We start from the raw sequence: 21,117 nt of genomic DNA, 5'->3' as shown, positions 1-21,117 counted from the left end.
CGGTTCTTAGAACTTGTAACCCAGACCAACCATGTAGATGAACGGATCAACATCCACATCGACCTTGGCTCGAGTGCCTGGAGCCACCGCGTTGTTTTCCACGGTCGCCGTGGTGTCGATGTCGATGTAGCGCACTTGGGCGTTGATCATCACGTTATCGGTCAGCATGTAGTCAGCCCCGACCTGAAACGCCATGCCCCAAGAGCTTTCCGCCTTGAAATTACTGAAGCCGTTGGCCTGCGCTTCGCTGCCGACGTGCTCGTCGTAGATCCAGGTGTAGTTGATGCCGGCGCCGACATACGGCTGGAACGCGGACTTCCCGTCCAGCGGGTAGTACACAACGCTCAAGGTTGGCGGCAGGTGTTTCAGGGTGCCGAGTTTGCCGTTGGCTGCGCCCAGGGCGGTGCCTTTGATCTTCACGTCATGCTCGAAGGGCGAGGCGGCCAGCAGCTCGATCCCCCAGTGGCTGTCGATCATGTAGGCGAAGTTCAGACCCAGCTGCGTGTCGCTGCTCATGGTGGCCTTGCCACCCAGGTCTGCGCCGGCCAGCGGGCCTTGATCGACCTTGACGCTGGAGCTGTCGGCTTTCGGGTTGACGGTGATTGCACCGGCACGAACGATGATGTCGCCGGCTTCGTGGGCGTAGGCGAGCGGGGCTGCGAGCGCGAGGGCGAACAGCGAAGCGCTGAGCAAGGACTTGTGCATGGGTGCTCCAAAGGACGTTAAAAGTATTCGATGTCCAATGGTACGGAGGCGTCTGATACGGTCTTTTGATTCAGCTCAATGAAACAGTGATGGGCCTGATTTTTGCGCAGCCTTTGAGGGCCTCTTCGCGGGCAAGCCTCGCTCCTATCAGGGGCTACGCATGACCTGTAGGAGCGAGGCTTGCCCGCGAAGAGGCCCTCACTGTCAAAACAAAACTGCCGGATTCACTCCGGCAGCTCATACGCATAAATCTTCTCCGCCTCCATCTGATAACCCGCATCCGCCAGCTCACTGGTCGACGCTTTGACCTGCAACGCCCCCTCGATCCAGTACGGCTGATACAGCTCATCCAGTTTCACGCCCACTTCGCTTTTCACATGCACGATCTGGTTCGACGGCGGTGGCGGCACATGGATGCAGGCGCCGAAATACGGCACCAACAAAAACTCCGTGGTGCGACCTTCTTCACTTACTTCCAGCGGCACGATGTAGCCCGGCAAGCGAATGTTCTGCCCGTCGAGGTTTTTCACCACGGGCGCGTTGGGCATGTCTTGTTTAGCGGCGGGCGCCGACTCAAGGGCGCTGCTCATCTGCGACAGGTCGTGCAGCGGTGTCATGTTCGGCACTTCCGGTGCAGCGTCCGGCGGGATCATTTCCGACCAGGTCAGCTCTTTCGGCTCGGCCGCCCACAGCGGCAGGGCGACAAGCATCAACAGCGCAAGCAGAGCGCGGGGCATCATTAACGTCCTCATAGTCGGATCGACAGGCCATCGGCCAGGGATTGGCGATACGCGCGCCAGGCCGGCACGCTGCCCATCAGCAATGCGGCGATCAGGATGCCACCGAGCAGCGTCCATTCATATTCACTGGGCCAGGCGAGCGGCAGATACAAGCCGTAATTGGCTTGCACATACCCTTGGGCCAGGGCGATGCCCACATACAAAAGACCCAGCCCGGCAATCACGCCGGACAGCGCCAAGGCAAACGCCTCCAGCACCAGCAATGTCGCGATGTGCCACGGCCGGGCGCCGACCGAGCGCAGAATCGCCATCTCGCGGCGTCGTTCGTTGAGGCTGGTGAGAATCGCCGTGAGCATGCCGATCAACCCGGTCAGCACCACAAACAGCGAGACCACGAACAAAGCTTTTTCCGCCGTGCTCATCAAACTCCACAACTCTTGCAGCGCCACACCGGGCAGGATCGCCAACATCGGCTCGCCACGGAATTCGTTGATCTCGCGCTGCACGGCGAAGGTCGAAATCTTGCTGTTGAGGCCCAGCATGAACGCGGTGATCGCTTGCGGCGTCAGGTCCATGTTGCGTGCCTGATCGGCACTGATCCGGCCCTTGCCCTGGGCCGGCACGCCGTTGTGCCAGTCGACGTGGATCGCTTCCATACCGCCGAGGCTGATGTGCAGCGTGCGGTCCACCGGGGTGCCAGTGCGTTTGAGAATGCCGACCACGGTGAACGGTTTGTCGTCGTGCTTGACCAGGCTGATCACCGCCACGCCGTGGGCCAGCACCAGTTTGTCGCCGAGTTTGTAGTGCAGGGCGTCGGCCACTTCGGCGCCGAGCACGACTTCGAATGGGTCGGTGGTGAAGGCGCGACCGTCGGCCACTTCCAGGTGTTGCTGGTGACCATATTGGTAGTGCTCGAAGTACGCCTCGGTGGTGCCCATCACGCGGTAACCACGATGGGAATCGCCGAGGGACATCGGGATCGCCCACTTCACTTTCGGGTTGTTGGCGAAGTGTTCGAAGCTGTCCCAGCGGATGTTGTTGGTGGCGTTGCCGATACGGAACACCGAGTACAGCAACAGGTTCACCGAACCGGAACGTGCGCCGACGATCAGGTCGGTGCCGCTGATGGTGCTGGCGAAACTGGCCTTGGCTTCGGTGCGCACCCGTTCCACCGCCAGCAGCAGGCAGACCGAGAGGGCGATGGCGAACGCGGTGAGGATCGCGGTGAAGCGGCGGTTAGCCAGGCTGGCCATGGCTAGACGAAACAAATACATCTCAGACCTCGAACGGGGTGGCGGCGCGATTGAGTTCAGCCAGCGACAGATGGCGATCGAACAGCGGCGCGAGGCTTTGGTCGTGGCTGACAAACAACAGGCTCGAACCGGCCTCACGGCATTCGGCGAACAGCAGGCGAATGAAGTTTTCCCGAGCGTCGTAGTCCAGGGCCGAGGTCGGTTCGTCGGCGATCACCAGTTCCGGCTGACCAATTAACGCGCGTGCGGCAGCGACCCGTTGCTGTTGGCCGATGGACAGCGAATCGGCGCGACGGCTGAGGAGGCTTTCATCCTTTAGGCCCAAGTGAGCCAGCAAAGTGGCGGCGGCCTGGTCGACGCTGCCGTGGCGCTGTTTCGCACGTTGGGCGCGCAACCTGGAGAAGTGGCAGGGCAATTCGACGTTCTCGCGCACCGAGAGGAACGGCAGCAAGTTGAACTGCTGGAAAATGTAGCCGGTGTGATCGACCCGGAAGCGGTCACGCGCACCGGCGCCGAGTTCGGTCAGTTCCTGGCCCAGCAAGCGAATGCTGCCGCGATCGGGCTTTTGTACACCACCGAGCAGGCCGAGCAGGGTGGTCTTGCCACTGCCGCTGGGGCCTTTGAGGAACAGGGTTTCACCGGGTTCCAAACGAAACGCCGGGATGTCCAGCAACGGCGGATGGCCGGGCCAGCTGAAGCCCAGGTCGGACAGTTCGATGAGTGCTTGGGTCATGTGAAACCGGTCAGGTTGGTGGTGAACCCTGTAGGAGCGAGGCTTGCCCGCGAAGAGGTCATCACGTTCAACAGAGATGTCGACTGTAACGACGCCTTCGCGTGCAAGCCTCGCTCCTACAGGGGCGGGGCTGGATCAGAACTTGAGGGCGGCAGCCTTGGCCGTCACTTCAACCCCTTGCTGCCCGCTCGGGCTGATCAGTTGTACCTGAAGCTTCTGGGTGGCCGGGAAGGTGTTGAAAATATTTGCCAGGTCCAGGGTTTTCAGCGCGCCTGGGGCTGAGCAGGTGAATTGATAGTGGGCGTGGATTTCGCTGTGGTCGTGGTGATGTTCGTCCTTGGCTTCTTCATCGTGATCAGCGTCTGGCTTGTCACCGAACAGCGGGCTCTCCAGTTCCTGTGTCGCCATTACGCAACCTGCGGCTTTCGGAAGGTTGAACAGTGCCAGTGGTTTCTCAAGCTGCGCACGAGCTGCGGCCACTTTGGCCTTGTCGGCGTCAGTGGTGGCAGCGTGTTCGAAACCCACGAGGTTCATCGCCGGGCTTTCCAGCTCCAGCTCCAGGGTCTGACCGTCCAGCGCAGCATTCAGGCGACCGACGCCATGTTCGTGGGCGCTGAGGCTGCCGTGTTCATGGTCGTGGCTATGTTGATCAGCAGCATGGGCGACGGCCAGCGGCAACAGGGCAAACGGCAGAGCGAGCAGCAGACGGCGCATGGCGGGTCTCCGAAAGTAAAATGAAGAGTCTGTTATGTAATCTTATAACGAAAGTGCGGGGAGTTTGACCGCCTGCTTGGCGTTGCGCAAGTCACATGGGAGCATGCACGTCAGAAATGTGCAGGAGCAGACGTATGTTGCGAATTCGCGGAAGCATCGGCAACTGGCCGGTGGATTTGACGGTGGAGATGGATGACGGCGACTGGGTGCGCCTGGGCGCACAGCTGCAGGTGGTCCAGCCTGAGGCCGGCGTCGCGCCGGCTAAACCGGTGAATCAGGATGATGCGCTGTGGCAGGTTGCCAAAGACCTGTTGCGCAAGGCCGGGCAATTGAGCGGGCCGGATCTGCTGGAGCAGTTGGAAGGACTGACCGGCAGCGCGTCGTCGGGAAAACGTCTGCTGGTGCGCTTGCGCCATTGCGCCGATGTGAAGGTGGTGAGCGGCGGGGATACGCCGCTCTACAGCTGGATCGAACCAGATTTGTAGGAGCAGAGCTGGCTCGCGAAGGCGATCTCAAGGACGCCTTCGCCGGCAAGCCGTGCTCCTACAAGGTTGCGGTCAATACAGCGCGGCGAACAGTTTGCGGCGGTAGGTGGTCACCAACGGGTGATCGTTGCCCAGCAGTTCGAACACCTGCAGCAAGGTCTTGTGCGGCAAGCCTTCGCTGTAGCTGCGATTGCGGATGAACAGTTTCAGCAGCGCATCCAGCGCGGCGTCGTATTGCTGGCGAGCCAGTTGCTGGATCGCCAGTTGATACACCGCTTCATCGTCCTGCGGATTTTTCGCCAGGCGCGCTTTCAGGTCTGCGGCATCCGGTAAATCCTTGGCTTGGCCAAGGAACTGGATCTGCGCCTTGGCGCCAGCCAGCGCCGCTTTGTGCTCATCGCTTTTCACTGCGTCGAGCACGGTTTGCGCTTCGCCCAGTTCGCCACGCTCAGTCAGGCAACGGGCGTAGAGGATCAACGCGCCGGCGTTGGTGTTGTCTTCGCCCAACAGCACTTTGAGGGTGGCTTCGGCGTCGGCAAAGCGGTTGTCATCAAACAGTGCCTGAGCCTGTTCGAACGGGTCGGCAGCAGCCGGTGGCGGCATTTGCACGTGAGGCTCAAGCAGCGCCCGTACGGCGGATTCCGGCTGTGCACCGGCAAAACCGTCCACCGGCTGACCGTCCTTGAACAACACCACGGTCGGCAGGCTGCGAATGCCGAAACGCGAAACAATGTCCGGCTCGACGTCGCAGTTGACCTTGGCCAGCAGCAACTCGCCCTGGTAGCTCTCGGCGATGGTTTGTAGCATCGGCATCAGCGCTTTGCACGGCGCACACCATTCGGCCCAGAAATCCACCAGCACCGGTTTGTGGAAAGAGTTCTCGATCACCGACTGGTCGAAATCGGCAGTCGTGGCGTCGAAGATGTACGGCGTTTCCTGACTCATGGGGGATCTCGTAAAAGCGTGAATGGGGCAACTATAAGGCTTGATGGGGGGCGGCCGGAAGCGGGGAGGCGGTTGATAGGTGTGTTGCCTGACCGGACGCCTTCGCGGGCAAGTCGGATCGCCGCACCGCTCGCTCCTACAGGTCCGGCGTCGTTCTTCAAATCGGCGCGGACTTGTAGGAGCGAAGCTACTAGGAGCGCCGCGCGTGGTACAGGCTCACATGCCGAAACTCTTCAGGCTCGGCCAGATCCGGCAAGGTCATCGCCTCCAGCATTTCGATACGTTGATACAGCGGATGCCTGAAATCCCTCACCCGCGAATCGGCCACCAGCGCCTCTTGGCCGCGACTCAAGAACTCATCGAGCAACGGCAGGTTCGCCCGGTCGTAGAGCACGTCGGCCACCAGAATCAGATCAAACCGATCTGCCTCGGCGAAAAAGTCTGTCGAGTATTCAAGGTGTACGCCATTGAGTTCAGCATTCGCCCGACACGCGGCAATCGCCAGCGGGTCGAGGTCACAGGCCACCACTTCCAACGCCCCGGCCTTGACGGCCGCGATCCCTGCCACCCCGGAACCGGCGCCAAAATCCAGCACCCGTTTGCCTTTGACCCACTCAGGGAATGCGGCGAGATAGCGGGCGACCGCCAGGCCGCTGGCCCAGCAGAAACTCCAGTAGGGCGGTTCATGCAGAATCCGTCGGGTTTCTTCCGGGCTGAAGGCGCGGTCCATATTGTCGCCGTCGATCAGCCAGAGTCTCAGCTCGGTATCGGGCAATGTGACCGGCACAAGCTGCGCATCGCCGAGCAGTTCACTTAATGCCTGTTGCAGGTCGAGCGGTGCAATCATGGCGCTTTGACGAATTGCAGCTGACCCAATACCTGGGTCGTCGGCTGGGTAATGACCTGCGAAGGCAGGTGCAAAATCAACTGACCCGACTGGCTGGCGCGACCGCGCAATTCAACGCGAACGCCGGCCGGGAACGATTCCGGGTTGAAGCGCAGGTGAAACGGCAGAACCTGATTGGTGCCGATCAGGCTGGAACTGGCGAGCAATTGCTGTGGGCGGTCCTTTTCATCAATCACTAGCAACGCCAGTTCGACTTCAGCGCCGGCCGGCACGCCTTGCAGGGTGCCGCTCAATTCGCGCTGATAAGCAGGCAGCGGGCCGAGGTTGGCGGACTCCTTGGCTTTCTTCTGTGCCGCTTGCGGGGCGGGTCCTGGCGCTGGCGGCTGGGGCTTGGGCGCATCGCTGCTGCAGGCCACCAGCAGGCTGAAAACACTGAGCAATACGAGCGGTCTTAGGTGCATTTGCGGCTCCAGCAAGGTGAAATCCATGGATCAAGCTCTATAGCCAGTCTGTATACCGCAAACCCTATGTCTTGTCTTGCCGCGGGGATGCGCTACCATGGCCCTCCCTTTTTTTGTTGCCTGCCACCATGCACTGTCCCTTCTGCGGTGCCAACGACACCAAGGTCATCGACTCGCGTCTGGTCGCCGAGGGCGAACAGGTGCGCCGCCGGCGTGAATGCCTGGCCTGCGGCGAGCGTTTCACAACGTTCGAGACGGCCGAACTGGTGTTGCCGCGCCTGATCAAAACCGACGGTAGCCGTCAGCCCTTCGACGAAGAAAAACTTCGCGCCGGCATGCAGCGTGCGCTGGAGAAGCGCCCGGTGAGTGTCGAGCGTCTCGAATCGTCGCTGGTGCACATCAAGCACAAACTGCGCGCCACCGGCGAGCGCGAGGTCAAGTCCCTCGTGGTCGGTGAACTGGTGATGGCCGAGCTGCAAAAGCTCGATGAAGTCGCCTACATTCGTTTCGCCTCCGTGTATCGGCGCTTCCAGGACCTCAATGAGTTCCGCGAAGAGATCGATCGCCTGGCCCGTGAGCCGATGAAAGAATGACCACCTCCCCAGAACAAGTCATCCTCGACGCCCATTACATGGCCCGCGCGCTGGAACTGGCCCGCAAGGGGCACTACACCACTCACCCCAACCCGCGAGTTGGCTGCGTGATCGTGCGTGACGGGCAGATTGTCGGCGAAGGCTGGCATGTGCGTACCGGCGAACCCCACGCTGAAGTCCACGCCCTGCGTGCCGCGGGCGACAAGGCCCGAGGCGCCACCGCTTACGTGACCCTCGAACCGTGCAGTCACCACGGCCACACGCCGCCTTGCGCCGATGCGCTGGTGAATGCCGGCCTTGCCCGGGTCGTCGCGGCGATGCCGGACCCTAATCCGTCAGTGGCCGGTCGCGGCATGCAGCGCCTGGCCCAAGCCGGCATCGCCATCGAAAGCGGCGTGCTGGAAGGCGAAGCGCGCAAGCTCAATCAAGGCTTCCTCAAGCGCATGGAACATGGCCTGCCGTTCGTGCGGGTCAAGCTGGCCATGAGCCTGGACGGTCGCACGGCGATGGAAAGCGGCGAGAGCCAATGGATCACCGGCCCCGCCGCACGTTCGGCGGTACAGCGCCTGCGCGCCCAGGCCAGTGTGGTGCTGACCGGCGCCGACACGGTGCTGGCGGACAACGCCCGATTGACCGTGCGTGCCGATGAACTGGGACTGGACGCTGAGCAAACGGCCCTGGCCATGAGCCGTCCGCCGCTGCGCGTATTGATCGACGGCCGTTTGCGGGTGCCGCTGGATGCACCGTTCTTCAAGGCCGGCCCGGCGTTGGTCGCCACGTGCATGGCGATCGAAGAGCAATATGCCAATGGCCCGGAGTGCTTGATCGTGGCGGGCGAGGATGGTTTGGTCGACCTGCGCAAACTGCTGGTCGAACTGGCCAATCGCGGGGTCAACGAGGTGCTGGTCGAAGCGGGGCCGCGTCTGGCCGGGGCTTTCGCTCAGCAAGGGCTGGTGGACGAATTCCAGATTTTCATCGCCGGCAAGTTCCTCGGCTCCTCGGCACGGCCGCTGCTGGACTGGCCGCTGGCGCAAATGAAGGACGCGCCCGAGCTCAAAATCACCGAAATTCGCGCGGTTGGCGATGACTGGCGAGTCATCGCCATTCCTGCGCCAGCGGCGAGCGTATAATTCCCGGCCTGCGCCACGCGACGGCTCTGTTCTCGAGGAGGACTCCATGTTTACCGGCATCATCGAATCCATCGGCAGTATTCGTGCATTGACCCCAAAAGGCGGAGATGTACGGGTGCACGTAGAAACCGGCAAGCTCGACCTGAGCGACGTCAAACTGGGCGACAGCATTGCAGTCAACGGCGTGTGCCTGACCGCGGTTGAATTGCCGGGCAACGGCTTTGCGGCGGACGTCAGTCGCGAAACCCTCGACTGCACCGCCATGAATGATCTGAAAAGCGGCAGCCCGGTGAACCTGGAAAAAGCCCTGACCCCGACCACTCGCCTCGGCGGGCACTTGGTCAGCGGTCACGTCGATGGTGTGGGCGAGGTGGTTGCCCGTACCGAGAATGCTCGCGCCGTGGAATTTCGCATCCGCGCGCCGAAAGAACTGGCCAAGTACATCGCCCATAAAGGCTCGATCACTGTCGACGGCACCAGCCTGACCGTGAACGCGGTCGATGGCGCCGAGTTCATGCTGACGATTATTCCCCACACCCTGAGCGAAACCATCATGGCGTCGTACCAGCCAGGTCGCCGGGTGAATCTAGAAGTCGACTTGCTGGCACGTTATCTGGAGCGCCTGTTGCTGGGCGACAAGGCCGCAGAGCCGACATCCGGGAACATCACTGAAAGCTTTCTGGCCGAGAACGGCTACCTCAATTCCTGAAACTCAATTTTGAAAGAAGGGGGGTGCCTTGTGGCGCTCAATAGCATCGAAGAACTGGTTGAAGACATCCGCCAAGGCAAGATGGTCATCCTCATGGATGACGAAGACCGCGAGAACGAAGGCGACCTGATCATGGCCGCCGAGTGCTGCAAGGCCGAACACATCAACTTCATGGCCAAGCACGCCCGTGGCCTGATCTGCATGCCGATGAGCCGCGAGCGCTGCGAGCTGCTCAAGCTGCCCTTGATGGCACCGCGCAACGGTTCCGGCTTCGGCACCAAGTTCACCGTGTCCATCGAAGCGGCTGAAGGCGTGACCACCGGTATCTCCGCTGCCGACCGCGCGCGCACCGTGCAAGCGGCTGCGGCGAAAGACGCGAAGGCGGAAGACATCGTCAGCCCCGGCCACATTTTCCCGCTGATGGCCCAGGCCGGCGGCACCCTGGCACGCGCTGGCCACACCGAAGCGGCGTGCGACCTGGCGCGCATGGCCGGTTTCGAGCCAAGCGGCGTGATCTGCGAAGTGATGAACGACGACGGCACCATGTCCCGTCGCACCGAACTCGAAGCTTTCGCGGCCGAACACAACATCAAGATCGGCACCATTGCCGACCTGATTCACTACCGAATGATCCACGAACGTACCGTTCAGCGGATTGCTGAGCAGCCTTTGGACAGCGAACTGGGCCAGTTCAACCTGGTGACCTATCGTGATTCCGTGGAAGGCGACGTGCACATGGCCCTGACCCTGGGCACCGTGTGCGCGGAAGAACCGACCCTGGTTCGTGTGCACAACATGGACCCGCTGCGCGACTTGTTGATGGTCAAGCAACCGGGCCGCTGGAGCCTGCGCGCTGCCATGGCTGCGGTGGCCGAGGCGGGCAGCGGCGTGGTGCTGCTGCTCGGTCACCCGCTCGATGGCGACGTATTGCTGGCGCACATCCGTGAAACCGCGGATCAGACCGTCGTGAAAAAACCGACCACCTACAGCATCGTGGGTGCCGGTTCGCAGATCCTTCGGGACCTGGGCGTGCGCAAAATGCGCTTGATGTCTGCGCCAATGAAATTTAATGCGATATCCGGTTTCGATCTGGAAGTTGTAGAATACGTGCCCTCCGAATAATGACCGGTTGTTTCCAGTCCTTGATTCGCGGCTAACACATCACCGAGGGATGCGTAGAAAACGCGTCCCGGCTCTTTAAGAGATCTAACGAATGACCCTGAAGACCATCGAAGGTACCTTCATCGCCCCTAAAGGCCGCTACGCTTTGGTAGTGGGCCGTTTCAACAGCTTCGTCGTTGAAAGTCTGGTCAGCGGTGCAGTTGATGCCCTGGTTCGCCACGGCGTGAGCGAAAGCGACATCACCATCATCCGCGCGCCTGGCGCCTTCGAAATCCCGCTGGTTGCGCAGAAAGTCGCTCAGAAGGGCGAATACGCGGCAATCATCGCCCTGGGCGCGGTCATTCGTGGCGGTACTCCGCACTTCGAATACGTGGCGGGCGAATGCACCAAGGGCCTGGCCCAGGTGTCCATGGAGTTCGGCGTTCCGGTCGCTTTCGGCGTCCTGACCGTTGATTCCATCGAGCAAGCCATCGAACGTTCCGGCACCAAGGCCGGTAACAAAGGTGCCGAAGCTGCCCTGTCCGCTCTGGAAATGGTCAGCCTGCTGGCGCAGTTGGAGGCCAAGTGATTAGCGACGAAAGTGATCGTTTCAACCCGCGCGATCCAAAGCCTGCGGATGCCGGTAAGCCATCGAAAAGCGTCAAGCGTCGCGAAGCCCGTCAGCTCGCGACTCAGGCGCTGTACCAATGGCACATGGCCAAGCAGTCGCTGAACGAGATCGAAGCGCAGTTTCGGGTCGATAACGATTTCAGCGATGTCGATGCCGCTTACTTCCACGACATCCTGCACGGCGTTCCGGCGCACCGCACCGAAATCGATACTGCTCTGGCGCCATGCCTGGACATCACGATCGAAGAGCTGGACCCGGTTGAACTGGCCGTTCTGCGCCTGTCGACCTGGGAACTGCTCAAGCGCGTCGACGTGCCGTACCGCGTTGTGATCAACGAAGGTATCGAGCTGGCGAAAGTCTTCGGTTCCACCGACGGCCACAAGTTCGTCAACGGTGTACTCGACAAGCTGGCCCCGCGTCTGCGTGAAGCTGAAGTGAAGGCGTTCAAGCGCTGATCGGCGTTTGAATCTGCGATGGGTGAGTTTGAGCTGATCCGCAATTTCTTCGCCGCCGCGCCCTGTGCGCAAGGCGGCGAGGGCGTTGCCCTTGGGATCGGTGATGACTGCGCCTTGCTGGCTGTTCCCCCCGGGGAGCAGTTGGCCATTTCCACCGACACGCTGGTTGCCGGTGTGCATTTCGCAGATCCTTGCGACCCTTTTCTGCTCGGTCAGCGTTCGCTGGCTGTGGCCGTCAGCGATCTGGCTGCCATGGGCGCCACTCCCGTTGCCTTTACCCTTGCTCTGACTTTGCCGACGGTGACCGCCGATTGGCTGGACGCCTACGCCCGTGGTTTGAACCTCATGGCGCAGAGCTGTGGCGTGGCGTTGGTGGGCGGCGATACCACGCGCGGGCCGCTGAGCCTGACCATGACCGTGTTCGGGCGTGTGCCCACCGGGCAGGCGTTGATTCGCAGCGCCGCGCAACCGGGCGACTTGCTGTGTGTCGGTGGCGAGTTGGGCAATGCCGCCGGCGCCTTGCCGCTGGTGCTCGGTCAACGAGCTGCGGATGAAGCTGTCGCCGATCCGTTGCTGCGTCATTACTGGTCGCCGCAACCGCAACTGGCCCTCGGTCAGGCATTGCGCGGCAAAGCCTCTTCGGCACTCGATATTTCTGACGGTTTGCTCGCCGATTGCGGGCACCTGGCGCTCGCATCGAAGGTCGGCATTCAGGTAGAGCGGAGTAAGCTGCCCCTGTCCCAGGCGTTGGTGACCTTTCTCGGTCAGTCTGGCGCTGAAGACGCTGCGTTGAGCGGTGGCGACGACTACGTGCTGGCTTTCACCTTGCCGCCCGTCGAATTGCCTCAGCTGCTGGCGGACGGCTGGCCGATCCATGTGGTCGGGCGGGTCGTGACCGGGCAGGGCGTGGTACTGCTGGACGCCGATGGACAGGACATCACCCCGCAAACCCGGGGCTATCAACATTTTCGGGAGACACCGTGACAGATCATCCCAAACAGGTCCCGGCGGAATTTGTACCGCCTTCGGTCTGGCGCAATCCATGGCACTTCCTGGCGTTCGGCTTCGGCTCGGGCACCTTGCCAAAAGCACCGGGCACCTGGGGTTCGTTGGTTGCGCTACCCTTTATCCCGTTGTGGCAGATGCTGCCCGATTGGGGTTACTGGCTGATGCTCGGCATCACCATGCTGTTCGGCTTCTGGCTGTGCGGCAAGGTCGCCGACGATTTGCGGGTACACGACCACGAAGGCATCGTCTGGGACGAAATGGTCGGGATGTGGATCACCCTGTGGCTGGTGCCGGAAGGCTGGTACTGGTTGTTGGCGGGGTTCTTGGTGTTCCGCTTCTTCGACATTCTCAAGCCCTGGCCGATTCACTGGATCGACCGGCATGTGCACGGTGGCGTCGGAATCATGCTCGATGACGTATTGGCAGGCGTGTTTGCGTGGTTGGCGATGCAAGGGCTGGTGTGGATTTTCGCCTGACGGGCGAGACAGGGGATTAGGGATGGCTCGGCACTCGTTGGCTGTGATGATGTTCGCCACGTTTTGCTCGTTCGCCCAGGCGGGCGATGCCGCGATGACGCCGTCCGTGATCCACCTGGCCAGCGAAGACTGGGAAGACTACACCGCCGCTGACGGTCATGGCCTGGGCTGGGACTTGCTGCGCGAAGTGTTCGAGCCGGCCGGCGTCAAACTGGACATCCGCACCGAGCCTTACACGCGCTCCGTGGGCCTGGCCCAGCGCCGCGAAGTGGACGCCTGTGTCGGCTCTTACCGCGACGAGAACAGCGATGTGCTGTATCCGCGCTGGAATTTCGATACCGATCACATTTATGCCTTGGGTCTGGCGAGCAATCCGGCACCGACCCCGGAGACGCTTGGCAACTATCGACTGGCCTGGGTCCGCGGCTACGACTACCAGAACTATCTGCCCAACGTGCAGCGCTATAACGAAGTCATCCGGCGCACCGGGATTTTGTCGATGCTGACCCACAACCGCGTCGACTATTACATCGATGCGCTGACCGAAGTCGACTATATCCTCAAGTGGGCCAAGGACCCCGCGCAGTTTCGTCGCACTCACATCGCCGAATTGCCGCTGTACCTGTGCTTCTCCGATACGCCCAAGGCTCGCACCTTAATGGCGCTGTTCGATGAGCGCATGGCGTTGCTGGTGAAAAGCGGCCGGTTGAAACCGATCTTCGAACGCTGGAAACAACCGTATCCATTCAACTCAAACTGAACACGGTTAATGTGGGAGCGGGCTTGCTCGCGAAAACGCTAGTTCAGTCAACATTTCAGTCAACTGACAGTCCGCATTCGCGAGCAAGCCCGCTCCCACAGGGGTTGATGCTGGGCCTGAGATCTAACTTTTTGATCGTTATGCCCCATAATTCAGCCTAAGCGTCTGTAGGAACCTGCTGTTACAATGCCGCCTCTGCGAATCTCCAGTACTTATTGATCAGGAGCACACAGGTGCCTGTCGTTTTTGTCGCCGCTTCCAAGCTGCCAACGCCTTTTGCGCAATTCACCATGCACGGCTTTCTCGATGAAGAGAACGGGCGCGAGCACGTGGTGCTGAGCCTGGGTGAGTTCGATGACGGTGCCCCGGTACTCGGCCGGTTGCACTCCGAATGCCTGACTGGCGATGCCTTGTTCAGCCAGCGTTGCGACTGCGGCTCGCAACTTGAGGCCGCCTTGCAGGCCATCGCCCGTGAAGGCCGTGGCGTGTTGCTTTACCTGCGTCAGGAAGGCCGTGGCATTGGCCTGCTGAACAAAATCCGCGCTTATGAATTGCAGGATGGCGGTGCCGACACCGTTGAAGCCAACGAGCGTCTGGGCTTCGCCGCCGACCAGCGTGACTACGCCATGTGCCTGCCGATGCTGCAGCACTTGGGCGTGAAATCCCTGCGCCTGATGACCAACAATCCGCGCAAGGTCAAAGCCCTGACCGACATGGGCATTGTGGTCGCCGAGCGCGTGCCGCTGCACACCGGGCATAACCCACACAACAAACTCTACCTGGCCACCAAGGCCAGCAAGCTCGACCACATGATGGGCAACGAGCATCAGGGCGAGGCAGACCGGGCGTGACGCGTGGTCAAGTGCGGCGACGATTGTCCTTCAGCTGGTGGCAATACCTGGCCCTGGCCTTGCTGCCGCTGTTCGTGATCAATGGTGTGTTCGGCCAGGGCGAAGCTATCCTGCCGGTGCTGGCGATGCCGTTGTTCATCGCCGGTGTCGCCTCGATGTTTGTCAGCCTAAAGTTTTTTGGTGGCTATAAACACGCGCTGATCGCCACCCAAAAAGCCCTCGACACCCCTGAAGAACCTGCCGCCTGGATCACCCTGGCCGCCAAGCGCCGCATGGCATTCCTGGCTGCCGGCCTGCCGGCCTGGATCGGCGCACTGGCGGTGTTCGTCGGCCTTGAAGCGGTGCCGTTGGTGCTGCTGGCGCTGTCGACCACGGTGCTGTTCTACCTCTACCGTATCCCGCGTCAACTCGGCTGATGTTTCGCTTCTGGCTGGCGCTGATGCTGCTGGCCGGCAGCGGCATGGCCTCCGCTGTTGAGCGCGTTGTCAGTCTCGCGCCGTCTCTGTCTGAAATCGTTGTCGAACTGGGCTCCGCGGACCTTCTGGTCGGCGTGCTGGATGCAGGCAATCGTCCCGCTGAGCTCAAAGACCTTCCTTCCGTTGGCCGCTATGGCCAGTTGGACATGGAACAACTGCTTAGCCTGAAACCCGATTTGCTGTTGCTCTGGCCCGGCAGCGTTGGCCCGGCCCAGCGCGAGCAGCTCAAGCGCCTGAACATCCCCACGTATGTCGCCGAACCTCACAACCTCAACCAACTGACCGCGCAGATTGAAGCGATTGCCATCCAGCTCGGTCGCCCTGAGCGTGGCGTTTCCTTGGCCGCGCAATTACGCCAGCGCCTGGAGGTGCTGCGCCAGCGTTATCGCCGGGCTGAACCGTTGCGGGTGTTTTATCAGGTGTGGGATCGGCCGCTGTACACCGTTGGCGGCGGGCAGATCATCAGTGATGCACTTGAGGTGTGCGGGGCGCGCAATGTGTTCGCCGACCTGACATTGCCGGCGCCTCAGGTCAGCGTAGAGGCGGTGTTGCAGCGTAATCCCGAGGTGATTCTGGCCAGTGATCAGGCACAGCTGGAGGCTTGGAAAGCCTGGCCGCAGGTGGCGGCGGTGGCGCAGGGGCGGTTGCTGTTGGTGACGGACAAGGGGCTGGAGCGGCCGAGTGGGCAGATGATCGAGGCGACGGCCAAGTTGTGCCAAGTCATCGCGCCTGTCCGCTGATACGAAGGTGTGCTTCGCGGGCAAGCCTCGCTCCTACAGGTCCGGGGTGATCCTTGTAGGAGCGAGGCTTGCCCGCGAAGAGGCCCGCCAGAACACCTCACTTTTCAGATCAGAGCTCCGGCGTCCAGGTCACCCCAAACATCCAAGCCCGACCTTCCTCGCGATACCCATACTGGCTGCCATCATGGCTGTACAGCGCACGGCTGTAGCCTTTATCCAGCAGGTTATCGACCTTGAGGTCAAGCTTGATCTCACGATTGAGTTCCCAACTGCTGCGCACCCCCAACAAGGCGTATCCACCCAACGGCTGTTGATTGTTCAAGTCGTCATAGCTGCTGCTCACCGCTTGCCAACTGGCACCGAGGCCGAGCCGGTCGAACTGTCGATCCAGATCCAGGCTTAAGGTCCGCCGCGCACGACGGGCCAGGGTGTGGCCGCTGTCGCGATCCCTCGGGTCGATGATCGCCACGCCGAGGTTGCTCTGCCAGCCGAACAGTTCCTGCTTCAGAGCCGCTTCGAACCCGTTGATCCGCGCCGACGCCACGTTCTGTGGCCGTGAGTTGCTGCCAAAAATAATCGCGTCTTCAAGGTCCGTGCGGTATAGCGAAGTTTCGAGGCGACTGTTCTCGGTCAACTGACTGCGCCATTGCAGCTCGTAGCTTTTCGAGGTTTCGGGTTTGAGGTCCGGGTTGCTGAAATCCGGGTAGTACAAGTCATTGAAGGTCGGTGCGCGGAAACCTTCGCTGTAGGTCAGCAATACGTCGTTGTCCGGGTTCAGCGGCAGGGTGAAGGTGCCGCTCCAGCTGTTCTGGCCGCCAAACTGCTGGTTCTGGTCCCGGCGCAAACCCAGTTCCGTGGAGAAGCTGTCAGCCTGGTAGCGATGCTGGATAAACGCCGCGCGGTTCCAGCGGCTGTCCTCGTCGAACGGGGTGCTGCTGTTGATCCGGTCTTCATACCAGTCGCCGCCGAGAATCAGACTGTTGCGCTCATTGAGCGTCAAGTCGTTCTGCCAGTTCACCGAGTCACGGTACGTATTGAACACGCTGCGCTCATCGCTGAGTTTGTCGAGGGTCTTCTCGCGGTTTTCGCTATGACCGAACTCGACGCGGGTTTTCCAGAGGTCGTTGACCCGGGCATCGACATAACTGCTGATGCTGCTCACGGCAAAGTCGCTGTAAGGCTGCTGCTGGAGCGATTCGAAGGTCGTCGTGTCGAAGCGCCCGAACGGATTGTCGAACTCGCTTTTGCCGCGGTTATCCAGCAGGTTGGCGCCGAATTCGATGTCATCGGTGAGGGCGTGACTCAGGCTCAGGCTTGCCGATTTGTTGCGGTATTCGTCATGATCGCCGTCGCTGGGATAGGACTCGTGGGTGCGGTTGATCCCGGCGGTCTCATCGAGGCTGGCGCCGAGGTTGAAGCGGGTTTTCTCATCGCCGCCGGACAATCCGAGGCTGCGCTCCCAGGCCTGATTGCTGCCAAACCCCATGTGCATACGTGGCTGCAGGCCTTGTTCGCCACCACGACGAGTGAAAATCTGAATAACGCCGCCAATTGCATCACTGCCATAAATCACCGAGCGGGAGCCGCGCAGCACTTCCACGCGCTCGACCTGCTCGATGTTGATGTGTTGCAGGTTGCTGTCGCCGGAGGTCGAGTTGCCGATGCGTTGGCCGTCCACCAGCACCAGGCTCTGCGCCGACTGGGTCCCGCGAATGTAAATCCCCGGCAGACTGCCGCGCCCGCCGGTTTGCACGACCTGCACGCCGGGTACCCGACTCAGCAAGTCCGTGACGCTGCCCGGTTGCAGGCGGTCGATGTCGTCGCGGGTGAAAACGGTGTTGGCGGCGCTGCTGTCGTTACGCGCTTCGACCTGACGGTTGGCGCTGATCAACACTTCGGGCAGTTTCAGGGCTTGATCGCGTTCGAAGGTGTCGGCCAGGAGCTGGCTGGCCGGCAGCAGGGTCAGCGTCAGGGCGAGGGGGGAGAGTTTCATCGGTAATCCGTTGGGCGCTATTAAGCGAACACAAATTTTGAAAGGTACAGAAAACCAATGTGGGAGCGGGCTTGCTCGCGAATGCGGTGCATCAGTCAACATTTATGCTAATTGATACTCCGCATTCGCGAGCAAGCCCGCTCCCACAAGGGGTTTTACATTTGTTCAGATGTTGATTAGTTGCAGGCGCTCACGAACCGAAGCCTCGATCCCGGCCTCATCCAGCCCGCACTCGGCCAGCATCTGTGCAGGTTTCGCATGCTCGACGTAACTGTCCGGCAAGCCCAGGTGCAGCATCGACTTGAGGATGTTTTCACGCGCCAGGAACTCGCTGACCGCGCCACCGGCACCGCCCATGATCGCGTTCTCTTCGATCGTCACCAGCAATTCGTGGCTGTCGGCGATTTGGCGAACCAGGCCTTCATCCAGCGGTTTGACGAAACGCATGTCGACCACGGTCGCATCCAGCGTCTCGGCGACTTTCAGCGCCTCAGCCAGTTGCACACCGAACACCAGCAGGGCGACTTTGCTGCCCTGGCGACGAACCACGCCTTTGCCGATTTCAATCGGTTGCAGGTCTTTCTCGATCGTTGCATTCGGGCCAGTGCCGCGCGGGTAACGCACCGCCGCCGGGCCGTTGAACAGGTGACCGGTGGTGAGCATTTTGCGCAGTTCGTTTTCGTCGCTCGGGGTCATCACCAGCATGCCGGGGATGCAACGCAGGAACGACAGGTCGAAACTGCCCGCATGCGTCGGGCCGTCTTCGCCCACCAGACCTGCGCGGTCGATGGCGAACAGCACGTCGAGGTTTTGCACCGCCACATCATGCACAAGCTGGTCGTAACCGCGTTGCAGGAACGTCGAATAGATCGCCACCACCGGTTTCGCGCCTTCGCAGGCCATGCCGGCGGCGAGGGTCACGGCGTGTTGCTCGGCAATCGCCACGTCGAAGTAGCGCAGCGGGAAACGCTCGCTGAACGCCACCAGGTCGGAGCCTTCTTTCATCGCCGGGGTGATGCCCACCAAGCGGGGGTCGGACGCGGCCATGTCGCACAGCCATTCGCCGAACACACCGGAATACTTCGGCCCGCCGGATTTCTTCGGCGCAGCGGCCGGGGCATCAACGGGTTCAAGCTTGGTGATGGCGTGGTAACCGATCGGGTCGACTTCCGCCGGGGCGAAGCCTTTGCCTTTCTTGGTGACGACGTGCAGGAACTGTGGGCCTTTGAGATCGCGCATGTTGCGCAGGGTGGCGATCAGGGTCGGCAGGTCGTGGCCATCGATCGGGCCGATGTAGTTCCAGCCCAGCTCTTCAAACAGCGTGCCGGGAACCAGCATGCCTTTGGCATATTCTTCGGTGCGACGGGCGATTTCCCAGGCGCCGGGCAGGCGCGACAGGACCTTTTTGCTGCCTTCACGCATGCTTGCGTAAGTGCGGCTGGAAAGGATCTTCGCGAGGTAATTCGACAGTCCACCGACGTTGCGCGAGATCGACATGTCGTTGTCGTTGAGGATCACCAGCATGTTGGCGTTGACTTCCGGCGCATGGTTCAGCGCCTCGAAGGCCATGCCCGCGGTCAATGCGCCGTCGCCGATCACGGCAATGGCCTTGCGATCACTGTTCTGCAGGCGGGCGGCAATCGCCATGCCCAGCGCTGCGCTGATCGAGGTGCTGGAGTGGCCGACGCCAAAGGTGTCGTACTCGCTCTCGGAACGACGCGGGAAGGCGGCGACGCCGTCCTTCTGGCGCAGGGTGGCCATGCGCTCGCGCCGGCCGGTGAGGATTTTGTGCGGATAGGCCTGATGACCCACGTCCCACACCAGCCGGTCGTCCGGGGTGTCGAAGACGTAATGCAACGCGATGGTCAGCTCGATGACGCCCAGGCCGGCACCGAAATGCCCGCCGGTCTGACCGACCGTGTAGAGCAATTCCAGGCGCAACTCATCGGCCAGGGTTTCCAGCTCGGCTTCGCCTAACCGGCGCAGGCCGTCCGGCGTGTTGGCACGGTCGAGCAGGGGCGTGGTCGGGCGCTTGCGGGGAATCTCATGAAACGTCGTGGGCATCAGGCGAATCGTTATAGGTATAAAAGATGCGGCAGTTTACCTGATGCATCGCCCCCTGCCCACGCGTTGGTTTTAACTTGGCGGATACGCCGTCAGCTGCGCCGTTCGACGATGTAGCGGGCCAGATCGCGCAACGGCTCGGCAGCCGCGTCAAACGGTCGCAGCGCGTGCAGGGCCTGATCGCGCAGTTCCAGAGCGTAGGCCTTGGCGGCGTCGAGGCCGAGCAGGGCCGGGTAGGTCGGCTTGTCGCGCGCGATGTCGGCGCCCTGGCGTTTGCCTAGGGTTTCGGTATCGCTTTCGACGTCGAGAATGTCGTCCTGCACCTGGAACGCCAGGCCGATGGCCTGTGCATAAGTCTGCAACGACTTCAGTTCGTCCTTCTCGGCGCGGCCGCTGGCCAGGGCGCCGAGTTTGACGCTGACTTCGATCAACGCCCCGGTCTTGTGCCGGTGCATGGTTTCGAGGGCTTTTTGGTCAAGTTTCAGGCCGACCGAGCCGAGGTCGATGGCTTGGCCGCCGACCATGCCGGCCGGGCCTGCCGCCAACGCCAGGGCGCTGACCATCTGCAAGCGGATTTCGGAGTCCGACGTGCTCAGGCGTTGATCGAGCAGGGCACTGAACGCCAGGCTCTGCAAGCCGTCACCGGCCAGGATCGCGCAGGCTTCATCGAATTTTTTGTGAGTGGTCGGCTGGCCTCGACGCAGATCGTCGTCGTCCATGGCTGGCAAATCGTCATGCACCAGTGAATACGCGTGAATCAGCTCCACCGCGCACGCCGCGCCGTTGGCTTGCTCGGCCTTGCCACCGAGCGCTTCGCACGCGGCGTAGGCCAGCAGCGGACGGACCCGTTTGCCGCCATTCATCACGCTGTAGCGCATGGCTTCGTACAGGCGCGCGAGCTCAGGGCTCGGCGGGTTGAACAGGGTTTCCAGTGCCACGTTCACGCGAGCCTGGCTGGTCGCCGAATACGCTGCAATCATTCTGGCTGATCCGCGTCGAAGGGTTCCTCGGCCAGCTCGCCATCACGCTCGAGCAGCACTTGAACCTTTTGCTCGGCCTGAGCCAGCGCCGCCTGGCAATCGCGGGTCAGACCGATGCCCTGCTCGAAAGCCGTCAGCGAGTCTTCCAGCGACAATTCGCCGTTCTCCAGTCGCTCCACCAGCGTTTGCAGGTCAGCGAGGGATTGTTCGAAATCCAGTGCAGCTTTTTTGCGGGCCATGGCGGCTATTTCCGGTTGACGTTAAACC

The 21,117-nt window shown here is 61.5% G+C and carries 25 protein-coding genes; 13 read left to right on the top strand and 12 right to left on the bottom strand.

Annotated features, from left to right (window positions below; translation table 11 throughout):
* Positions 1-6 precede the first annotated feature (6 nt).
* The 5 genes from ACA068_RS26155 to ACA068_RS26135 all read right to left on the bottom strand — a co-directional run bounded on the left by ACA068_RS26155 (position 7) and on the right by ACA068_RS26135 (position 4,145).
* The gene (locus ACA068_RS26155) at positions 7-705 is read right to left on the bottom strand and encodes an OmpW/AlkL family protein (RefSeq protein WP_497305809.1); all 699 of its coding nucleotides are present in this window, start codon (positions 703-705) and stop codon (positions 7-9) included.
* A gap of 224 nt (positions 706-929) precedes the next feature.
* Positions 930-1,442 carry a DUF3299 domain-containing protein gene (locus ACA068_RS26150; RefSeq protein ID WP_497305807.1) on the bottom strand — a complete coding sequence of 171 codons (513 nt, stop codon included), beginning with the start codon at positions 1,440-1,442 and terminating at the stop codon, positions 930-932.
* A gap of 11 nt (positions 1,443-1,453) precedes the next feature.
* Positions 1,454-2,719: an ABC transporter permease gene (locus tag ACA068_RS26145; RefSeq protein WP_497305805.1), complete on the bottom strand. Its 1,266-nt coding sequence runs from the start codon at positions 2,717-2,719 to the stop codon at positions 1,454-1,456.
* Position 2,720: 1 nt separating this feature from the next.
* On the bottom strand, positions 2,721-3,431 hold the full coding sequence (locus ACA068_RS26140; RefSeq protein ID WP_497305803.1) for an ABC transporter ATP-binding protein: 711 nt from the start codon (positions 3,429-3,431) through the stop codon (positions 2,721-2,723).
* A 135-nt stretch (positions 3,432-3,566) separates the two neighbouring features.
* Positions 3,567-4,145, bottom strand: a complete 579-nt coding sequence (locus tag ACA068_RS26135; RefSeq protein ID WP_497305801.1) for a DUF2796 domain-containing protein — start codon at positions 4,143-4,145, stop codon at positions 3,567-3,569.
* 134 nt (positions 4,146-4,279) lie between these two features.
* On the opposite strand from ACA068_RS26135, the gene ACA068_RS26130 reads away from it, so the two are divergent.
* Positions 4,280-4,630 (top strand): hypothetical protein, encoded by a 351-nt coding sequence (locus ACA068_RS26130; protein WP_497305799.1) that lies wholly within the window; start codon positions 4,280-4,282, stop codon positions 4,628-4,630.
* A gap of 72 nt (positions 4,631-4,702) precedes the next feature.
* Here the strand turns inward: ACA068_RS26130 and trxA are convergent, their stop codons facing one another.
* From trxA to ACA068_RS26115, 3 genes are all read right to left on the bottom strand, one after another.
* Positions 4,703-5,575, bottom strand: a complete 873-nt coding sequence (trxA, locus tag ACA068_RS26125; RefSeq protein ID WP_497305797.1) for a thioredoxin — start codon at positions 5,573-5,575, stop codon at positions 4,703-4,705.
* Positions 5,576-5,765: 190 nt separating this feature from the next.
* Complete coding sequence (locus tag ACA068_RS26120; protein WP_497305795.1) at positions 5,766-6,422, bottom strand: class I SAM-dependent methyltransferase; 657 nt, start codon at positions 6,420-6,422, stop codon at positions 5,766-5,768.
* Positions 6,419-6,883, bottom strand: a complete 465-nt coding sequence (locus tag ACA068_RS26115; protein ID WP_497310670.1) for a YbaY family lipoprotein — start codon at positions 6,881-6,883, stop codon at positions 6,419-6,421. Before ACA068_RS26115 ends, ACA068_RS26120 begins: the two co-directional genes overlap by 4 nt.
* A gap of 128 nt (positions 6,884-7,011) precedes the next feature.
* Between ACA068_RS26115 and nrdR the strand changes: the two genes are divergently transcribed.
* The 12 genes from nrdR to ACA068_RS26055 all read left to right on the top strand — a co-directional run bounded on the left by nrdR (position 7,012) and on the right by ACA068_RS26055 (position 15,813).
* Positions 7,012-7,476, top strand: coding sequence for a transcriptional regulator NrdR (gene nrdR, locus ACA068_RS26110; RefSeq protein WP_497305793.1), 465 nt, complete (start codon positions 7,012-7,014; stop codon positions 7,474-7,476).
* Positions 7,473-8,606, top strand: a complete 1,134-nt coding sequence (ribD, locus tag ACA068_RS26105) for a bifunctional diaminohydroxyphosphoribosylaminopyrimidine deaminase/5-amino-6-(5-phosphoribosylamino)uracil reductase RibD (RefSeq protein WP_497305791.1) — start codon at positions 7,473-7,475, stop codon at positions 8,604-8,606. Before nrdR ends, ribD begins: the two co-directional genes overlap by 4 nt.
* A 46-nt stretch (positions 8,607-8,652) precedes the next feature.
* A complete protein-coding gene (locus ACA068_RS26100) occupies positions 8,653-9,315 on the top strand; it encodes a riboflavin synthase (RefSeq protein ID WP_497305789.1) in 663 nt (220 codons plus the stop codon).
* A gap of 30 nt (positions 9,316-9,345) precedes the next feature.
* Entirely contained in the window at positions 9,346-10,437 is a 1,092-nt protein-coding gene (ribBA, locus tag ACA068_RS26095) for a bifunctional 3,4-dihydroxy-2-butanone-4-phosphate synthase/GTP cyclohydrolase II (protein ID WP_461977106.1), read from the top strand.
* A gap of 91 nt (positions 10,438-10,528) precedes the next feature.
* Positions 10,529-11,005: a 6,7-dimethyl-8-ribityllumazine synthase gene (gene ribH / locus ACA068_RS26090; protein WP_003185938.1), complete on the top strand. Its 477-nt coding sequence runs from the start codon at positions 10,529-10,531 to the stop codon at positions 11,003-11,005.
* Entirely contained in the window at positions 11,002-11,502 is a 501-nt protein-coding gene (gene nusB, locus ACA068_RS26085) for a transcription antitermination factor NusB (protein ID WP_462002902.1), read from the top strand. Before ribH ends, nusB begins: the two co-directional genes overlap by 4 nt.
* A gap of 18 nt (positions 11,503-11,520) precedes the next feature.
* Complete coding sequence (gene thiL / locus ACA068_RS26080) at positions 11,521-12,486, top strand: thiamine-phosphate kinase (protein ID WP_497305787.1); 966 nt, start codon at positions 11,521-11,523, stop codon at positions 12,484-12,486.
* Positions 12,483-12,986: a phosphatidylglycerophosphatase A family protein gene (locus ACA068_RS26075; protein WP_008033735.1), complete on the top strand. Its 504-nt coding sequence runs from the start codon at positions 12,483-12,485 to the stop codon at positions 12,984-12,986. The genes thiL and ACA068_RS26075 overlap by 4 nt, the downstream gene beginning before the upstream one ends.
* Before the next feature lie 22 nt (positions 12,987-13,008).
* On the top strand, positions 13,009-13,746 hold the full coding sequence (locus tag ACA068_RS26070) for a substrate-binding periplasmic protein (protein ID WP_497305785.1): 738 nt from the start codon (positions 13,009-13,011) through the stop codon (positions 13,744-13,746).
* 233 nt (positions 13,747-13,979) lie between these two features.
* Complete coding sequence (gene ribA, locus ACA068_RS26065) at positions 13,980-14,597, top strand: GTP cyclohydrolase II (protein WP_497305783.1); 618 nt, start codon at positions 13,980-13,982, stop codon at positions 14,595-14,597.
* Positions 14,594-15,013, top strand: coding sequence for an MFS transporter (locus ACA068_RS26060; RefSeq protein ID WP_497305782.1), 420 nt, complete (start codon positions 14,594-14,596; stop codon positions 15,011-15,013). The genes ribA and ACA068_RS26060 overlap by 4 nt, the downstream gene beginning before the upstream one ends.
* Entirely contained in the window at positions 15,013-15,813 is an 801-nt protein-coding gene (locus tag ACA068_RS26055) for a cobalamin-binding protein (RefSeq protein ID WP_497305780.1), read from the top strand. Before ACA068_RS26060 ends, ACA068_RS26055 begins: the two co-directional genes overlap by 1 nt.
* A gap of 109 nt (positions 15,814-15,922) precedes the next feature.
* On the opposite strand, the gene ACA068_RS26050 is transcribed toward ACA068_RS26055, so the two are convergent.
* From ACA068_RS26050 to ACA068_RS26035, 4 genes are all read right to left on the bottom strand, one after another.
* Entirely contained in the window at positions 15,923-17,806 is a 1,884-nt protein-coding gene (locus tag ACA068_RS26050; RefSeq protein WP_497305778.1) for a TonB-dependent receptor domain-containing protein, read from the bottom strand.
* A gap of 165 nt (positions 17,807-17,971) precedes the next feature.
* Positions 17,972-19,870: a 1-deoxy-D-xylulose-5-phosphate synthase gene (gene dxs, locus ACA068_RS26045; protein WP_497305776.1), complete on the bottom strand. Its 1,899-nt coding sequence runs from the start codon at positions 19,868-19,870 to the stop codon at positions 17,972-17,974.
* Positions 19,871-19,962: 92 nt separating this feature from the next.
* On the bottom strand, positions 19,963-20,850 hold the full coding sequence (gene ispA, locus ACA068_RS26040; protein ID WP_497305774.1) for a (2E,6E)-farnesyl diphosphate synthase: 888 nt from the start codon (positions 20,848-20,850) through the stop codon (positions 19,963-19,965).
* On the bottom strand, positions 20,847-21,089 hold the full coding sequence (locus tag ACA068_RS26035) for an exodeoxyribonuclease VII small subunit (protein WP_007894317.1): 243 nt from the start codon (positions 21,087-21,089) through the stop codon (positions 20,847-20,849). Before ACA068_RS26035 ends, ispA begins: the two co-directional genes overlap by 4 nt.
* Between the last annotated feature and the right edge of the window lie 28 nt (positions 21,090-21,117).

The organism is Pseudomonas sp. LBUM1660 (assembly GCF_059695935.1).
Note: the sequence above shows the minus strand (reverse complement) of the source record. Positions and strands in the feature narration are given on the sequence as shown.

Coding starts and splice junctions, on each gene's coding strand:
- ACA068_RS26155 (WP_497305809.1), bottom strand. CDS start 705: ATGCACAAGTCCTTGCTCAGCGCTTCGCTGTTCGCCCTCGCGCTCGCA.
- ACA068_RS26150 (WP_497305807.1), bottom strand. CDS start 1,442: ATGCCCCGCGCTCTGCTTGCGCTGTTGATGCTTGTCGCCCTGCCGCTG.
- ACA068_RS26145 (WP_497305805.1), bottom strand. CDS start 2,719: ATGTATTTGTTTCGTCTAGCCATGGCCAGCCTGGCTAACCGCCGCTTC.
- ACA068_RS26140 (WP_497305803.1), bottom strand. CDS start 3,431: ATGACCCAAGCACTCATCGAACTGTCCGACCTGGGCTTCAGCTGGCCC.
- ACA068_RS26135 (WP_497305801.1), bottom strand. CDS start 4,145: ATGCGCCGTCTGCTGCTCGCTCTGCCGTTTGCCCTGTTGCCGCTGGCC.
- ACA068_RS26130 (WP_497305799.1), top strand. CDS start 4,280: ATGTTGCGAATTCGCGGAAGCATCGGCAACTGGCCGGTGGATTTGACG.
- trxA (WP_497305797.1), bottom strand. CDS start 5,575: ATGAGTCAGGAAACGCCGTACATCTTCGACGCCACGACTGCCGATTTC.
- ACA068_RS26120 (WP_497305795.1), bottom strand. CDS start 6,422: ATGATTGCACCGCTCGACCTGCAACAGGCATTAAGTGAACTGCTCGGC.
- ACA068_RS26115 (WP_497310670.1), bottom strand. CDS start 6,883: ATGCACCTAAGACCGCTCGTATTGCTCAGTGTTTTCAGCCTGCTGGTG.
- nrdR (WP_497305793.1), top strand. CDS start 7,012: ATGCACTGTCCCTTCTGCGGTGCCAACGACACCAAGGTCATCGACTCG.
- ribD (WP_497305791.1), top strand. CDS start 7,473: ATGACCACCTCCCCAGAACAAGTCATCCTCGACGCCCATTACATGGCC.
- ACA068_RS26100 (WP_497305789.1), top strand. CDS start 8,653: ATGTTTACCGGCATCATCGAATCCATCGGCAGTATTCGTGCATTGACC.
- ribH (WP_003185938.1), top strand. CDS start 10,529: ATGACCCTGAAGACCATCGAAGGTACCTTCATCGCCCCTAAAGGCCGC.
- thiL (WP_497305787.1), top strand. CDS start 11,521: ATGGGTGAGTTTGAGCTGATCCGCAATTTCTTCGCCGCCGCGCCCTGT.
- ACA068_RS26070 (WP_497305785.1), top strand. CDS start 13,009: ATGGCTCGGCACTCGTTGGCTGTGATGATGTTCGCCACGTTTTGCTCG.
- ACA068_RS26055 (WP_497305780.1), top strand. CDS start 15,013: ATGTTTCGCTTCTGGCTGGCGCTGATGCTGCTGGCCGGCAGCGGCATG.
- ACA068_RS26050 (WP_497305778.1), bottom strand. CDS start 17,806: ATGAAACTCTCCCCCCTCGCCCTGACGCTGACCCTGCTGCCGGCCAGC.
- dxs (WP_497305776.1), bottom strand. CDS start 19,870: ATGCCCACGACGTTTCATGAGATTCCCCGCAAGCGCCCGACCACGCCC.
- ispA (WP_497305774.1), bottom strand. CDS start 20,850: ATGATTGCAGCGTATTCGGCGACCAGCCAGGCTCGCGTGAACGTGGCA.
- ACA068_RS26035 (WP_007894317.1), bottom strand. CDS start 21,089: ATGGCCCGCAAAAAAGCTGCACTGGATTTCGAACAATCCCTCGCTGAC.